General features: G+C 57.2%; 14 protein-coding genes. 8 read left to right on the top strand and 6 right to left on the bottom strand.

Annotated features, from left to right (window positions below; all coding sequences use genetic code 11):
* Positions 1-180 precede the first annotated feature (180 nt).
* The 4 genes from gbdR to KQ940_RS20410 all read right to left on the bottom strand — a co-directional run bounded on the left by gbdR (position 181) and on the right by KQ940_RS20410 (position 6,601).
* A complete protein-coding gene (gene gbdR, locus KQ940_RS20425) occupies positions 181-1,320 on the bottom strand; it encodes a choline metabolism transcriptional regulator GbdR (protein ID WP_217416343.1) in 1,140 nt (379 codons plus the stop codon).
* A 295-nt stretch (positions 1,321-1,615) separates the two neighbouring features.
* The gene (locus KQ940_RS20420; protein ID WP_217416341.1) at positions 1,616-3,028 is read right to left on the bottom strand and encodes an L-serine ammonia-lyase; all 1,413 of its coding nucleotides are present in this window, start codon (positions 3,026-3,028) and stop codon (positions 1,616-1,618) included.
* A 131-nt stretch (positions 3,029-3,159) separates the two neighbouring features.
* Complete coding sequence (locus KQ940_RS20415) at positions 3,160-5,493, bottom strand: ATP-binding protein (protein ID WP_217416333.1); 2,334 nt, start codon at positions 5,491-5,493, stop codon at positions 3,160-3,162.
* A 34-nt stretch (positions 5,494-5,527) separates the two neighbouring features.
* Complete coding sequence (locus KQ940_RS20410) at positions 5,528-6,601, bottom strand: HDOD domain-containing protein (protein ID WP_217416331.1); 1,074 nt, start codon at positions 6,599-6,601, stop codon at positions 5,528-5,530.
* 388 nt (positions 6,602-6,989) lie between these two features.
* On the opposite strand from KQ940_RS20410, the gene fdhA reads away from it, so the two are divergent.
* Together fdhA and KQ940_RS20400 are read left to right on the top strand one after the other, a co-directional pair.
* A complete protein-coding gene (gene fdhA, locus KQ940_RS20405; RefSeq protein WP_217416329.1) occupies positions 6,990-8,183 on the top strand; it encodes a formaldehyde dehydrogenase, glutathione-independent in 1,194 nt (397 codons plus the stop codon).
* Between the two features lie 211 nt (positions 8,184-8,394).
* Positions 8,395-9,075, top strand: coding sequence for a MaoC family dehydratase (locus KQ940_RS20400; protein ID WP_217416327.1), 681 nt, complete (start codon positions 8,395-8,397; stop codon positions 9,073-9,075).
* A gap of 53 nt (positions 9,076-9,128) precedes the next feature.
* On the opposite strand, the gene KQ940_RS20395 is transcribed toward KQ940_RS20400, so the two are convergent.
* Positions 9,129-10,385 (bottom strand): D-amino acid dehydrogenase, encoded by a 1,257-nt coding sequence (locus KQ940_RS20395; RefSeq protein ID WP_217416325.1) that lies wholly within the window; start codon positions 10,383-10,385, stop codon positions 9,129-9,131.
* Between the two features lie 284 nt (positions 10,386-10,669).
* Between KQ940_RS20395 and KQ940_RS20390 the strand changes: the two genes are divergently transcribed.
* From KQ940_RS20390 to KQ940_RS20370, 5 genes are all read left to right on the top strand, one after another.
* Complete coding sequence (locus KQ940_RS20390) at positions 10,670-11,023, top strand: RidA family protein (RefSeq protein WP_217416323.1); 354 nt, start codon at positions 10,670-10,672, stop codon at positions 11,021-11,023.
* Positions 11,024-11,145: 122 nt separating this feature from the next.
* Entirely contained in the window at positions 11,146-11,751 is a 606-nt protein-coding gene (locus KQ940_RS20385) for a class I SAM-dependent methyltransferase (protein WP_217416321.1), read from the top strand.
* A complete protein-coding gene (locus KQ940_RS20380) occupies positions 11,748-12,167 on the top strand; it encodes a hypothetical protein (protein WP_217416319.1) in 420 nt (139 codons plus the stop codon). The genes KQ940_RS20385 and KQ940_RS20380 overlap by 4 nt, the downstream gene beginning before the upstream one ends.
* 82 nt (positions 12,168-12,249) lie before the next feature.
* Positions 12,250-12,945, top strand: a complete 696-nt coding sequence (locus tag KQ940_RS20375) for a dienelactone hydrolase family protein (protein ID WP_217416312.1) — start codon at positions 12,250-12,252, stop codon at positions 12,943-12,945.
* A gap of 110 nt (positions 12,946-13,055) precedes the next feature.
* On the top strand, positions 13,056-13,325 hold the full coding sequence (locus KQ940_RS20370; RefSeq protein ID WP_217416310.1) for a hypothetical protein: 270 nt from the start codon (positions 13,056-13,058) through the stop codon (positions 13,323-13,325).
* Here KQ940_RS20370 and KQ940_RS20365 read toward each other — a convergent pair.
* Positions 13,322-13,963 carry a cation efflux transmembrane domain-containing protein gene (locus KQ940_RS20365; protein ID WP_217416308.1) on the bottom strand — a complete coding sequence of 214 codons (642 nt, stop codon included), beginning with the start codon at positions 13,961-13,963 and terminating at the stop codon, positions 13,322-13,324. The two genes, KQ940_RS20370 and KQ940_RS20365, sit on opposite strands and share 4 nt — an antisense overlap.
* A 110-nt stretch (positions 13,964-14,073) precedes the next feature.
* On the opposite strand from KQ940_RS20365, the gene cadR reads away from it, so the two are divergent.
* On the top strand, positions 14,074-14,499 hold the full coding sequence (cadR, locus tag KQ940_RS20360; RefSeq protein WP_217416302.1) for a Cd(II)/Pb(II)-responsive transcriptional regulator: 426 nt from the start codon (positions 14,074-14,076) through the stop codon (positions 14,497-14,499).
* Positions 14,500-14,509: the final 10 nt, after the last annotated feature.

Here is a 14,509-nt window from a genome sequence, read left to right as displayed (position 1 = left end):
AAAGGGCGTTCTATTCAGCGGTCAGAATAGGGGGAAAGATCGAGCAGAATTGTTCTAAAAGCGTCACCGGGCTGACGTAAAGCGTAGTGATTCGCGACCTGCAACCATTTTTTTCCTGGCTAACAAAAACGCCGCCACTCCCGAAGGCGTGGCGGCGTTTTTGAAGCACTGTCGAAGCGCTTACTGCAGGGTAACCGAACCGTAGGTCGGCTCGAACTGAGCTTCGCTCAACGCATGCATGGCAAGCGCATTTGCGGCGGTTCCCGCCTTTTGATTGAGCCCCGGCAAAGCCGTCGTTACCAACGGTGTCACGGTCTGAGAACGGTCCTGGCTGCGCATACCGCTACGCTCCTCACGCGGCGGGATACCGATATGTTCGCGGTAACACTTGCTGAAGTGCGGAGTGGACACGAAACCACAGGCCGCCGCGATCTCGATGATCGACATGGAGGTCTGCTTCAGCAACTGGCGAGCCCGGAACAGGCGCAGCTTCAGGTAATACTTCGACGGTGAGCACTGCAGATATTTCTGGAACAGGCGCTCCAACTGGCGACGGGACAGACCAACGTAGGACGCCAGCTCATCCAGCTCGATCGCCTCTTCGATATTGGCTTCCATCAGCGCCACCGCCTCGACCAATTTGGGCTGCGTGGTACCCAACACATGTCGCAGAGGAATACGTTGATAATCGGATTCGTTACGTACTCGGTCGCAGATGAACATCTCCGAAATACCGGCCGTCAACTGGTAACCGAAGTCACGCTTGATCATGTTCAGCATCATATCCAGCGGTACGGTACCGCCACTACTGGTCATGCGATCGCGATCGATAACAAACAGATGATTGGTGCAACGCACCTTGGGGTAAGCTTCCTGCAAGGAGGCTATACATTCCCAGTGCGCACTGCAGTCATAACCATCCAGCAGACCCGCTTCCGCCAGCAGATAAGGACCGGTACATACGCCGCCGATCAGAATGTGCTTGCGTGCCAAGGACTGCAACCATGATACCTGGCGACGGCTGTAGTTACGTGTGATATTGACACCGCCCACCACGATAATCGTATCCAGAGCCGGCGCATCGGCCATCGAACTGTCCGGTGTGATACGAATTCCGTCACTGGCCATGACCTGCTCACCATCTTCGCTGATGGTATGCCAGTTATACAGCTCACGCCCACTGAGCTGATTGGCCATACGCAGCGGCTCGACTGCCGATGCCAACGCAATCATGGTGAAGTTGTTCAGCAACAAAAAACCGATATTGCGGGTTTTGGTTTTGATAGCCGCACCCTGAACGGAAGTGTTGTTCTCAGACATTTGCACGAACCCCATTTAAGCTATGTGGGGCACTAGCAACAGCTGTGCCTTTTATATTTATATTTGGACCTGCCTGAGCCCTGATGTCGCATATAGGCATGTGAGTGCCGGAACCGATCCGTATACACTCAAGCCCACGTCATTCGTGGCTTATAGACTCACGAACTATAGTTGAAACGCAGTAAAAAGCGACCCCTCCATGTCGTTTTTTGCATCTTTTTTTACGCCCTGCGCACCATATTTGGACATCCAAACAGGGTGCGCCGATCAACAATCGGGAGATTTGACTTAACAATCAGCACTCAACAGCGTTCACACCGACCGCAATGCTGGTGACATCGATCGCGTTGACCGCCAAACCTCCGCGCGAGGTTTCCTTGTATTTATCCTGCATATCGCGACCGGTATCGCGCATGGTACGGATAACCTTATCCAGGGAGACAAAATGTTCACCGTCACCGCGCAGCGCCATCTGCGTCGCGTTGATCGCCTTCATCGCCGCAATCGCGTTTCGCTCGATACAGGGCACCTGCACCAGTCCCGCCACCGGATCACAGGTCAGCCCCAGGTTGTGTTCCAGGGCGATCTCCGCCGCGTTTTCCACCTGCGCCGGTGTACCGCCGAGCACCTCGGTCAACCCGGCCGCCGCCATGGCGCACGCCGAACCCACCTCCCCCTGACAACCGACTTCGGCCCCGGAGATCGAAGCATTCTTCTTGCACAGCGCACCGATGGCCGCCGCCGCCAGCAGGAAGTTGACCACATCCTCGTCGGTCGCCTGCTCATTGAAACGCATGTAGTACATCAGTACCGCGGGCACGATGCCGGCCGCACCATTAGTGGGCGCCGTCACCATACGACCGCCGGCAGCGTTCTCTTCATTGACCGCCAGCGCGTAAAGGTTGACCCAGTCCATCGCCCGCAGCGTGGTGCTGATCACGTTACCGGCGGAGGCTTGCTGCAACGAACGGTAGAGCGAGGGTGCGCGACGGCGTACTTTCAAGCCGCCCGGCAGGATCCCCTCGTTCTCCAGGCCATTGGCGACACACTCCTGCATCACCTTCCAGATACTGTCGGCGCCGGCGCGGATCTCGCTCTCACTGCGCCACACCTTCTCGTTCTCCAGCATCAGTTCGCTGATCCGCAAACCGTTCGCCTTGCAGAGGTCGAGCAACTCCACCGCCGTATTGAAGTCGTAAGGCAGCTCCACCTGGGGCACCAGGTGCGCGTTCGCGGTCGCTTCGCTCTCATCAAGCACAAAGCCGCCGCCGATCGAGTAAAAGGTGTTCTGATACAACTCGCCCAGATCGCTGAACGCGGTCAAGCGCATGGCGTTGGGGTGATAGGGCAGCACTTCATCAACGAACAGCATGTCGCGGTTCCAATCGAACTCGATCCCTTCGCCGCCGGCCAGCGACAGGTATTCGGTTTCCCATACCGCCTTCACGGCGGGCTCGATGCGGCGCGGATCGATGCTGTCCGGCGCCTCACCCATTAAACCCATTACCGTTGCCTTATCCGTACCATGGCCGACGCCGGTCGCACTCAGGGAGCCGAACAGCTCGACCTGCACGCGTTTTACCGCCGGGCGTATTCCCCGCTCCTGAAGCTGCTGCACGAAGGCTAGCGCCGCACGCATAGGTCCGACGGTGTGAGAACTGGAGGGGCCAACCCCGATCTTGAACAGATCAAAAACACTGATACTCATGACTCTCTCCGAGGCGCACTGCCTTCTACTGGGGAATTAGCAAGCGCCCATTATCGGAGGGGAACTTCGGCATCACATGTCACACAGCGACGTTGGCGGACACAGGATCGACTGCAAACCGGTTACGAGAGCTAGTTACCTTTCCTCTGTACAATCGGTAACAACACTTTGAACCGGCTTCCCTTACCCGGTGTGCTCTCGACCAATATCTGACCGTTGTGGGACTTGACGATCCCATACACGACCGCCAGACCCAAACCGGTTCCCTGCCCCACATCTTTCGTGGTGAAGAATGGCTCAAAGATATGATCAAGCACCTCCGGCTTGATCCCGCACCCCGTATCCGAAACGGTGAAAAAGATCTTATCGCCGGTAGATCCCGAGGTAATAGTGATCTCGCCCATCCGCTCGATGGCCTGAGCCGCATTGACCACCAGCGCCATGATCACCTGATTGAGCTGAGCCGGAACCGCTTCTATCTGAGGAATATTGGGCTCGAGATCTGTCTTTATCTCGGCCTTGTATTTGTACTCGTGGTAGCAGATGACCAGTGTCGTCTCAATACAGTGGTTGATATCACAGGTCTGCCAGGAGGTATTACCGACATGGGAAAACTCCAGCAGACTCTCGGTTATATGACGAATGCGCCGTACGCCCTCGGAGCAATCTTCCAGCAGGTCGGGCATATCGTCGACGATCTCAGGGAAACGCTGCTCATCCTCGGCCGCCGCCAGCTGCTCGCGCTTCTCCTCAGCCACCAGATCCACCGTCTGCTCATGCAGGCGCAGCAGTGCCGGCACATAGTCGTTCAGGATCGAGATATTGGTACCGACAAAGGTAAGTGGATTGTTGATCTCATGCGCTACCCCGGCGGCAAGAACACCGACCGAAGCCATCTTTTCCGACTGAACCAGTTGCGCCTGGGTCGACTTAAGCTCGGCGATCAAACGTTCCTGCTCCTGCCTCTCCTGCTTGAGACTCGTATTCGCCAGTTGCAACTCGCGCGTACGCGCCTCCACCCGCTGCTCCAGCTGCCGGTTCAGCTTTTCCAGGTTTCTGTTGGCGTCATCCAGCATCTCCCGACTGCGGCCAAGCGTGCTTCCCATGTCGCTAAGCCCGGTCGCCAGCGTATGCAGCTCAGTGATATCGGTGGCCAGAGAGGGAGGGCGATAATCACCACCACCGATGCTCTGGATCATACGGGTAAGCCCGACCATCGGCTCCGACAGACGCCGCCCCACACGCACGGATTTACGATAGAGATACGCCAGGAAGAGCAGATAAAACAACAGCAGCGCCAGAATCATGCCGATCGCGACCTGATCCACCCGGGCTTTCAGTGCATTCGCATCCGCGTAGATACGGGTCTGATCGACGACCACCAGCAGGTGCCAGTCCGCTCCCGGTATCTGCGCCCAGGCAGCCAGCTTGAGTTGGCCATTGAGCTGCAGCTCCGCAACCCCGGTTTTATCGGCTTTCAGCCGTTGCGCCACGAGCAGACTGTCCGGGCGCTTGAACAGATTGAACTCCTCCGGCTTGAAGGTATCCTCTTCGATCGCCTTGGAGTACTCATGATCGGTCAACTCATGCAGCTGCCAGTCATCTTCCGCCGAGTTCGGCATCGCCAGTATGGTACCGGCACCATCGACCAATAACGCGTAGCCGTCCCAGGGCAGCGATAGCGACAACACGTGATCAACGATCTCGGACACCCGGATATCGAGACCGACCACCCCCTCCATAAAATCGCTGCCACGGCGATAAACCGGCGCTATCGCCGATGCCATCCACCCCTGCCCTGCCGGATCGATATATACGTCGGTCCACACCACGCCACGATCGGGATTATGTTTCGCATCCGCCTCGTAGTAGAAGTTGTACTTGGTGACATCCAAATCAAAGGGATATTGCTCAACCACGTCGAATGCGGGGTAGATGCGATTCATCGAGTCCCAGGTGTTCAAATAGGCTTGAGCCACCAGCGAGCTACTGTTAACGAGCTGGGCCATCAAGGGGTCCAGCTGTACCATCTGCCAGGCTTTTTCTCGCTCCTGGTCACCGATATCGGTTATCGACGAATAAAACATCGCCGCCTCACCTGTCTCTGGTCGGGTATGCCAGACACCCGTCTCACTAAAGGCGTAACGGCCCTTCTCGACCTCTGACGCTATGTAAGGTGTGTCATAGGCGCGACTGGTAAGCTCGGCGAACAGATTGGTCATCTCGGCGACGCCCTTGAGCTGAGTGTCGATGACCTCGGATTCGAGCCTGGCGGTCTCCAGCAGTGATTGCTGGGCACTGAGCTGCATGGTTGCGATATTTTCATCGCGCACCAGATAGTTGGTCACCAGATAGGCTCCTATCAGTGCCAGCTCAATAAAGATGATCGGAATCAGAGCATTGCGGATATAGGTGCCCCAAAGCACACTGAAAACACTTTGACGCGAAGGCGATCTGACGGACATAACTCTCTTTACCTGTTCTAACTGATCGACCGGCTTACTCAGATTGCCCGGACTCAGACTCTTCGTAACGCCCCTGCACCATCCTTAACGCCAGATTCAACACTTCGGTGACGGTATCGCAGTCGTCCGGTAACGGATCCTCGAGCTGCAACCTGACCGCATCGATCACCTCCGGCTCGAACCCCCACAGCTCCAGTAGATAGGCGCCTACCAATTCATACTCGCTAAGGAGTTCAGTTTTCCATCGCTTTGGATCGACATCCGATGCGCTAAGCTGAAACCACCTCACCAGCTGACCGATGTTGTGCAGCAAGGCAGCGACCAGGCACTGATTTCGCAACGCTTTGCTCATCCCTCGGCTGTCGCATATCACACCAACCTGGGACGCCAACCTCATGGCATCGTGCAGCAGTGCATCCGCGATTCTCTGCTCGGAGGGCTTGTCTCCGTGGTAAAGCTCCAGCACCAGGACAAGTCTCTGGATCGTCTGCAAACCAAGTCGCATCACCGCGACTTCTATATCGTTGGTGCGCGAACCGAAGCCGAAGAAAGGAGAGTTGACCAATTGCAGTACACGGCTCACGAGAATTTGGTCGTGCTGAATGAGCGAAGCCACAACGCTAACTTCCGGCTCCTCTTTCTCCAGTTCGACACTGAGCTCATGGTAGATGTCGGGCAGGACCGGCAAGCCCTGCAGACGGCCAAGTTGAACCCGCGTTTCATATTGAAGTGGCAATTGGTGCAGTATGCGAGCACGTGTCAGCAGGTTATCCAGCACTTCGCGATCAAACGGCTTGCGGATCATGAAATGGGCCTGAAACGGGCTGGCAAGGATAGTTTCACGCCGCGTGTCACCGGTGAGAATCACACGGATCGCTAACGGCGCACACTCCACTATAGCCTCTCGCAGTGCATCGCCCGACATATCAGGCAGCTCTCGCTCACTGACGACAACCCAGGGCTGCAACGATGGGATTCGCTTCAACGCCTCTTCCGCCGAGGTAAAGAGGTAAACGTCCCAGTCTCGATGACTGAGCCTGAGCAGCCGCTTCACCGCGTTAAGAACGGCAGACTCATCATCGATAAATACGATGACCGGTGATTCCATCCGCAAAATGCTCCATGAAATAGTTAATTTTCGTCTGACCTTAAACCATACCCAGAGCGGGTGATAGCGCTACGGATAAAGCCTCATTCAAAAGATCCAGCGGCAATATCTTGTGGATCGATCCACATTAATCGACAGTCCGTAAGATTGCACGCTGCAACCGGCAGCCCCAGGCTTTACGCACAGGTGGATAGGCCCACTGTCTATCGCCGCGTCTCAATCCGGCATTTCAGTGTCTCGGTCAGATAAGTTTCGCGCCTGCTCGAAGCGTAGGGTGTCGTGACGCTCCTTGCGATGTAGGAGCGATCCATTGTTATGCACAACAAAACTGTTATAGTGCACAACACATCTGTTGACATATATAACAAAAAAAGATGGAGAGCACCCCATGAGTAACTCAAGCAACCGCGGTGTCGTCTACAAGGAACCGGGCAAAGTCGCGGTCGAGTCGATCCCCTATCCGGAACTGGCGATCGGCAATCGCAAGTGCGATCACGGCGTCATCCTCAAAGTTGTAACTACCAACATCTGCGGTTCCGACCAGCACATGGTGCGCGGACGTACAACAGCTCCTTCTGGCCTCGTTCTGGGTCACGAGATCACCGGCCTGGTCATCGAAGCCGGCCGTGACGTGGAGTTCATCAAGGTGGGCGATCTGGTCTCCGTACCGTTCAACATCGCCTGCGGTCGCTGCCGTAACTGTAAAGAGGGTAAGACCGGTATCTGCCTGAACGTTAACCCGGCGCGCCCCGGTGCGGCTTACGGTTACGTCGACATGGGCGGCTGGGTCGGCGGCCAGACTGAGTATGTCATGGTCCCCTACGCTGACTTCAACCTGCTGAAGTTCCCGGACTCCGACCAGGCGATGGAAAAGATCAAGGACCTGACCCTGCTCTCCGACATCTTCCCCACCGGCTTCCACGGCTGCGTCACTGCGGGCGTAGGCCCAGGCTCCACCGTCTACATCGCCGGTGCCGGCCCTGTCGGTCTCGCCGCTGCTGCATCAGCCCATCTGCTCGGCGCTGCCTGTGTCATCGTCGGTGACATGAATGAAGAGCGCCTGAAGCAGGCCCGCAGCTTCGGTTGCGAGACCATCGACCTGACTCAGGAAGGTGATATGGCCGATAAGCTGGAAGCGATCCTGGGCGAGCGTGAAGTGGACGCTTTCGTCGACTGCGTCGGTTTCGAAGCTCACGCCTGTGGTTGCAACCACGGCAAGGAAGCACCGGCTACCGTACTCAACTCTGCCATGCAGATGACCCGCGCCGGCGGCCAGATCGGTATCCCGGGCCTGTACGTGACCGAAGATCCGGGTGCCGTCGACGATGCGGCCAAGCAGGGTGCGCTGAGCATGCGCTTCGGCCTGGGCTGGGCCAAGTCCCACTCTTTCCATACCGGTCAGTGCCCGGTCATGAAGTACCATCGTCCGCTGATGCAGGCTATCCTGTTCGACAAGATCAAGATCGCCGACGCCGTCAACGTGAAGATGATCTCTCTGGACGAAGCTCCTCAGGGTTACGCCGAGTTCGACGGTGGCGCCGCGATGAAGTTCGTTATCGATCCACACGGATCGGCTGCCTGATCCTAGCGCCACACGGTGCCACCGTTCGGTGGCACTCCTCCCTCCCCTTTTCTCTACGGCCTGACATCAAGCCAAGCCGCTATTCTGCTCAATCGTCGATAATCCGCGGAATTTTTAGCGCGAATCGGGATCGAACGCCTGTTCCTTAACACCCCAGAAGCTATACTCACAAGCTTCGACTGCCGCACGAACACCCGAGCAGGATCTGACGATGGATGTAATTGAATATATAAAAGAGAAAGAGCGCTCGCTCAGAAGCCGGATTAACGGCTTGGACCTCAAAGGCAATCCGGATGGCCATCTTCGTCAGCTGACCTATTTCATCAGCCACTCGCTCAACAACACCCTGAACAACTCCTGGGTGTCTCGCATCAAGCTGTTTTCCGAGGCAGAGGAAGAGCAGGATCTGCAGGGTGTAAAAAATCCGAAGGTGATCGCCTTCTACCGTGACTGGCATGGTCGAATCGGCAAAGAGGTATTCGTGGGTGACTGGATGATGGTCGATCAGACCCGTATCGACCATTTCGCGGAGGTCACCGGCGATCAGCAGTGGATCCATACCGATCCGGAGCGTGCCAAAAACGAGTCCCCCTTTGGCGATACCATTGCCCACGGCTTCCTGGTACTGTCGCTGCTGCCACATCTGACCGATACGGTGAACCCGGAAAAACCGCCCTATCCCGAGGCCCGCATGGTGGTGAATTGTGGCTTGGACCAAGTCCGGTTTCCGCACCCGGTCAAGAGCGGTAGCCGTATACGCGCACGCACCACATTGAAATCACTAACCCCCGCCAAACGCAGCGTGGAGATGGTCAACAGGATTGAAGTCGAGGCAGAGGGCTCAAGCCGTTTCGTCTGCGTGGCCGACAGCCTGTTGCGGCTGTACTTCTGACACAACGAAGCCTGCACGCAGCCGTGCAGGCTTCCCCCGATCAGGCGTAGCGATCAGGCATAGCGCGCGATCGACAGCCCCTCCGGGCTGATATCGGTTTTACGCTGGCTGATCACATCGGCGACATACTTCGCCGAACCCAGTGACATGGTCCAGCCCAGAGTGCCGTGACCGGTATTCAGGAACAGGTTGGGCATGGAGGTTTCACCCAGAATTGGCGTACCGTCCGGGGTCATCGGCCGCAAGCCGGTCCAGAACTCGGCCTGCTCCAGGTCGCCACCGCCCGGGAACAGGTCACTGACCACGAACTCCACGTTGCGACGGCGCTTCTCGGCCAACTCCTTGTTGTAGGAGGCGATCTCGGCGGTACCGCCGACACGGATACGATCCCCCAGGCGTGTCACGGCGACCTTGTAGGTCTCATCCATCACGGTTGAGGTCGGTGCCTTGTCGGCGTCGATAATCGGCACGGTCAGCGAGTAGCCCTTGATCGGGTAGACCGGCGCCTGAATACCGATGCTGGCCAGCAGCGGCGTCGAATAGCTGCCCAGGGCGACCAGGTAGTGGTCCGCCTTCATCTTGCCCCTTGAGGTGGACACACTGACCACCTTGCCGGCTTCGGTGTTCACACCCAGGATCTCGGTTTTCATGATGAACTTGACGCCCAGCTTCTTGCACTCGGCCGCCAGCTTGTTGGTGAACTGGAAGCAGTCGCCGGTTTCATCACCCGGCAGGCGCAGACCACCCACAATCTTCTCTTTCACCTGAGCCAGCGCCGGCTCATAGGTGATGCACTGATCGACATTCAGAGCCTGGTAGGGCACACCACACTCATCGAGAATCGCCATATCCTGCCTGGAGGCCTCGACCTGTTTCTCGCTGCGGAACAACTGGGTCAGCCCCAGGGCGCGGTTATCGTACTCGATGCCGATCTCGGCGCGCAGCGCCTTCAAACAGTCGCGGCTGTATTCGGACACCCGCAGCATCCGCTCTTTATTGCGGTGATAGGCCTTTTCGTTGCAGTTCGCCAGCATCTTGCCCATCCAGCCGAGCGTCTGCATATCCAGCTCTTTGCCACTGATCATCAGCGGCGCGAGATCCTGCATCATCCACTTGATCGCCTTCAGCGGCACACCCGGCGCCGCCCAGGGGGTAGAGTATCCCGGCGAGATCTGTCCGGCATTGGCATAACTGGTCTCCAGCGCAACATCCACCTGGCGGTCGATCACTGTCACGTCGTGACCCGCCTTCGCCAGATACCAGGCACTCGTTACGCCAACAACACCTGCCCCCATTACCAGAACTGTCATGATGCACCTCGATAAAGCTTATGGATTTTATTTATGCATGATCCACTGCCTTATCAATTTTATACAGCATTATTTAACTATATATATTCATTTTTGTAGTTATTTTTAATGTTTTTATTTATTTATATAGTTATTAAGACTTTAAAATATGCCTTACTATACCCTCCCGAACCGGAAACCTTGTCGCAGGCCACTTCAGGCACAGTGAAAGTCACTGGCTGTAAGCGGCCTATTCCAGCGCTGCCGGTCTAAACGTTTCGAATCAACATCAATGGGAGAGAGTCATGTCCATCGAACGCATCCACTCAACCGAGCGTATGAGCCGCATCGTCAAACATAACGGCACCGTATACCTGTGCGGCCAGACCGCCGGTCAGGCGGAATGGGATATCGCCGAGCAAACCCGGCAATGCCTGGCCAAGATCGAAGCATTGTTGAACGAAGCAGGGAGCGACAAGGCATCGATGCTGTCGGTCACCATCTATATTCGCGACATGAAAGATTTCGCCGCCATGAATGCAGTCTGGGACGCCTGGGTTGCCGACCTGCCCAAGCCGGCACGCGCCTGTGTCGAAGCGCGCATGGCACGCCCGGAGATTCTGGTAGAGATGTCGGTGGTCGCCGCCACGGCGAGCTGAGGCTCAACCATATCGCCCTCACATTGAAACGACTGCGCCCGGCTGTATAGATCAAGTGGCTGGCAAGAACAGCCAGTATGCTGCACCATGGCGGTAACCCAATTCGACAACGCCAATACCCTATGCAGCCCAAGCAGATCGGCCTGGCCTATGATCAGATCACCCAGCTCTGGACCCGGCCGGAGTTCAACCATACCAATGGAATTGCTCAGCATGAACGCGCCATCGCGTTTACCGACAAGCGCGGTGCCGCATTGGATGTGGGTTGCGGCTGCAACGGTCGGATAGAGGAGCTGCTGCTGGAAAAAGGGTTCACGCCGGAAGGGGTCGATATCTCGGCACGCATGATCGAGCTGGCGAGAGAGCGCTACCCAAGCCTGGCCTTTCACCAGGCCGATATCTGCAACTGGCGCCCGCCCCGACAATACGACTTCATAACCGCCTGGGACAGCCTCTGGCACCTGCCGCTCGACCAACATGAGCCGGTACTGCGCAAGCTGTTCACTCACCTCAACCCCGGGGGAATCTGCATCTTCTCCGCTGGCGGCCTTGATCACGCCGATCAGCACCTCGACGCCAGCATGGGGCCTGAGGTCTATTACTCGACACCGGGCATTCCCGGCTTCCTGAGAGTCATCGGCGAAGCGGGTTGTATCTGCAAGCATCTGGAGTTTGATCAGTATCCGGAACTACACCTCTACTTCATCGTTCAAAAGCCAAACCTATGACTCAGGCACCGAGTTACTTCAGGTTGTTTTTTACCGCCTCGGCGATCTGGCTGGCCATGGTGATACTGGCGATCGTCAATGGCCTGATCAGAGACCGAGTGTTGGTCGAGCTTATCGGTCAGCATCCCGCTTTGGTCGTCAGCGGGCTGAGCCTGTCGTTGCTCATATTGATCGCCACTTACTGCGCATTTCCGTTTATCGGCAGCCGCAGCCGCCGCATCTATCTGCTGATCGGACTGCAGTGGGTCAGCATGACGCTGCTGTTCGATATCCTCTTTGGTCACTTCTTTGCCGGAAAGAGCTGGAGCGAGATCCTGCAGTTGTTTAACCCCGCATCGGGCGATCTGCTACTGTTGGTTCTGATTACCACGCTATTTGCCCCCTACCTGGTCGCCAGGTTCAAAGGTACTTTATAAAAAGATGCCTTATGAAAAGATGCTTTATGAGCTGCCTTTGCGCCGCAATACGACAGGTTCAATACAGAAACGGGTAGACAACATGAATGCAAAATGGATCGATATCCCTAACGTTGGCAAAGAAGGCTTCTCCGGATACCTGTCGCTACCGCCTACCGGCAGGGGGCCCGGCATACTCCTTATCCAGGAGATCTGGGGCGTCAACAGCCATATTCGCGCCGTCGCCGACCAATACGCGCTGGACGGCTATGTCGTACTCGCCCCCGACCTGTTCTGGCGCCAGCAGCCCCGTGTCGATCTGGGTTATGATGACGCGGGCCGAGCAGAAGCGATGGCGCTGCGTCAGCAGGTCGACGATGCTCAGGCCGGTGCCGATATGGCCGCAGCCGCCGAGTATCTGAAAAGCCTGCCGGAGGTCGAAGGCGCCGTGGCCGCTATCGGTTACTGCCTCGGCGGGCAACTGGCCTACCGCGTGGCAGCCGCCGGCAGTGTCGATGCCGCCGTTGCCTACTATGGTGGCGGTATCCAGAACAATCTTGAGCTGGCCGAAAAGATTACCCAGCCGATTCTGTTCCACTACGCCGAGCTGGACAGGATGATCCCCGCCGAAGCCGTCGGCAAGGTCAAGATCAGCTTCGCCGGCCGCGATAACGCCACCTTCTTCGACTATCTGGGGGTCGACCACGGCTTCAACTGCTGGGGCAGGCCCGCATACAACCAGAAAGCCGCGGCACGGGCCCACGGACGGACACTGACGTTCCTCTCCGAGCATCTATAGCGCCGAGCTCGATTGTTTAAGCCGACGGCCAGAAGTCTCGGCTTGAGATCGGTCAACCCGGCACCGGGATCGCTGCGCTATCATCACCCCGGTAGCCAGGAGTGAACTCTATGCCCAAACCCAGTCCCCGCATCGCCATGCAGAACCTGATCGACGACGTAAGGAGTACTCTGCCCTTCGATCTGCCCGCGACTCAGGTTTGCGACGGCATCTGCAACGGCTGCTCGAAAAAGCTACTCGATTATCTCGACGGCGAGTTGCTCGACTGGCAGACGCGCCTGGAGCAGGGAGAAGAACCCAAGCTCGGTGAGCTCAGCGCCCTGGGCCGCACCAGCCAGAAGATCTACCGCGTAATCAAACGCAATGGCCTGATCGGTTAAATCCCTGCTTCCACTTTGGCCCTCTGCATATCCCGTCGCGCGTGAGTCAGAATACCTATACCGCTGCTCAGCGCCAGCCCCGCCATAATGACCGCCACCACCAGATCCGGCCAGGCGTCACCGGTTCCGAACACCCCGGCAGCGGCCGAGATCACCGCCAGGTTACCAATGGCATCGTTGCGGCTGCACAGCCAGACTGAACGCATATCTGCATCGCCGTCGCGAAACCGATACAGCATCAGGGCAACGCCCAGGTTCGCCAGGAATGCAAGCACGCCGATGCCGGACATCACCAGCGGTTCAGGAAGCTCACGCAACATCACCCCCCAAGCGGCTCGTGCCAACACCAGCAGTCCGAACAGTACCATCGTCATCCCCTTGATCCAGGCACCGCGCGCGCGCCACATCAATCCCATCGACATAACCACCAGCGACATTAGGTAGTTGGCACTGTCACCGAAAAAATCGATCGCATCGGCGAGAAGCGATACCGACCCAGACTGCAGGCCCGCACCCAGCTCCACCCCAAACATCGCTGCATTGACCGCCAGCGCGATCCAAAGCGCCCGCCGGAAACGCCGCCCGGCCCATGTATCGCGAGGTGCTACCGAAGGTGTACCACAACAACGCCCTGACATCTGAATCTCCCGTATTGGCCTGAATTCAGGAAGCATTTAAAACCTTGGAGCGACTTCAGGGTCAATATTGATAAGCTATTAATTCACGTCATGTCACAGGGGGGGAATTGATGCGTATCGGTACACTGAGCCGCCAGACCGGAGTTGATCCAGACACCATCCGCTATTACGAACGCGAAGGGCTGTTGCCGTCGCCCGCCCGCGAAGCCAACGGTTACAGGCATTACACCAGCGTTCACATCGAGCGCCTGCGCTTTATCCGTCACTGCCGGGCACTGGAGATTTCGCTCTCGGAGATCGGCCGGCTACTGACGCTGCTCGCCTCACCCGCCAACGAGTGCGGTGAGATCGACTCTGTAATCGATCAACACCTTGCTGCCGTGCATCAGCGTCGTGCAGAACTCGCCGAGCTGGAGTCACAACTGATGGTTCTGCGCCAGCGTTGCGCTCACCATCAAACGGTGGCGCAATGCGGTATCGCCGAGGAGCTGAAAGCTGCTGCCAGCGGTGATTCCTGCATCTGTCATCGCGACTAAAGGCGCAGAA

The sequence above is a fragment of the Marinobacterium ramblicola genome, assembly GCF_019084545.1.
GTDB lineage: Bacteria > Pseudomonadota > Gammaproteobacteria > Pseudomonadales > Balneatricaceae > Marinobacterium_D > Marinobacterium_D ramblicola.
Note: the sequence above shows the minus strand (reverse complement) of the source record. Positions and strands in the feature narration are given on the sequence as shown.

Excerpts from the sequence above, each read along its gene's own strand:
- gbdR (WP_217416343.1), bottom strand. The coding sequence starts at position 1,320 with ATGTCTGAGAACAACACTTCCGTTCAGGGTGCGGCTATCAAAACCAAA.
- KQ940_RS20420 (WP_217416341.1), bottom strand. The coding sequence starts at position 3,028 with ATGAGTATCAGTGTTTTTGATCTGTTCAAGATCGGGGTTGGCCCCTCC.
- KQ940_RS20415 (WP_217416333.1), bottom strand. The coding sequence starts at position 5,493 with ATGTCCGTCAGATCGCCTTCGCGTCAAAGTGTTTTCAGTGTGCTTTGG.
- KQ940_RS20410 (WP_217416331.1), bottom strand. The coding sequence starts at position 6,601 with ATGGAATCACCGGTCATCGTATTTATCGATGATGAGTCTGCCGTTCTT.
- fdhA (WP_217416329.1), top strand. The coding sequence starts at position 6,990 with ATGAGTAACTCAAGCAACCGCGGTGTCGTCTACAAGGAACCGGGCAAA.
- KQ940_RS20400 (WP_217416327.1), top strand. The coding sequence starts at position 8,395 with ATGGATGTAATTGAATATATAAAAGAGAAAGAGCGCTCGCTCAGAAGC.
- KQ940_RS20395 (WP_217416325.1), bottom strand. The coding sequence starts at position 10,385 with ATGACAGTTCTGGTAATGGGGGCAGGTGTTGTTGGCGTAACGAGTGCC.
- KQ940_RS20390 (WP_217416323.1), top strand. The coding sequence starts at position 10,670 with ATGTCCATCGAACGCATCCACTCAACCGAGCGTATGAGCCGCATCGTC.
- KQ940_RS20385 (WP_217416321.1), top strand. The coding sequence starts at position 11,146 with ATGCAGCCCAAGCAGATCGGCCTGGCCTATGATCAGATCACCCAGCTC.
- KQ940_RS20380 (WP_217416319.1), top strand. The coding sequence starts at position 11,748 with ATGACTCAGGCACCGAGTTACTTCAGGTTGTTTTTTACCGCCTCGGCG.
- KQ940_RS20375 (WP_217416312.1), top strand. The coding sequence starts at position 12,250 with ATGAATGCAAAATGGATCGATATCCCTAACGTTGGCAAAGAAGGCTTC.
- KQ940_RS20370 (WP_217416310.1), top strand. The coding sequence starts at position 13,056 with ATGCCCAAACCCAGTCCCCGCATCGCCATGCAGAACCTGATCGACGAC.
- KQ940_RS20365 (WP_217416308.1), bottom strand. The coding sequence starts at position 13,963 with ATGTCAGGGCGTTGTTGTGGTACACCTTCGGTAGCACCTCGCGATACA.
- cadR (WP_217416302.1), top strand. The coding sequence starts at position 14,074 with ATGCGTATCGGTACACTGAGCCGCCAGACCGGAGTTGATCCAGACACC.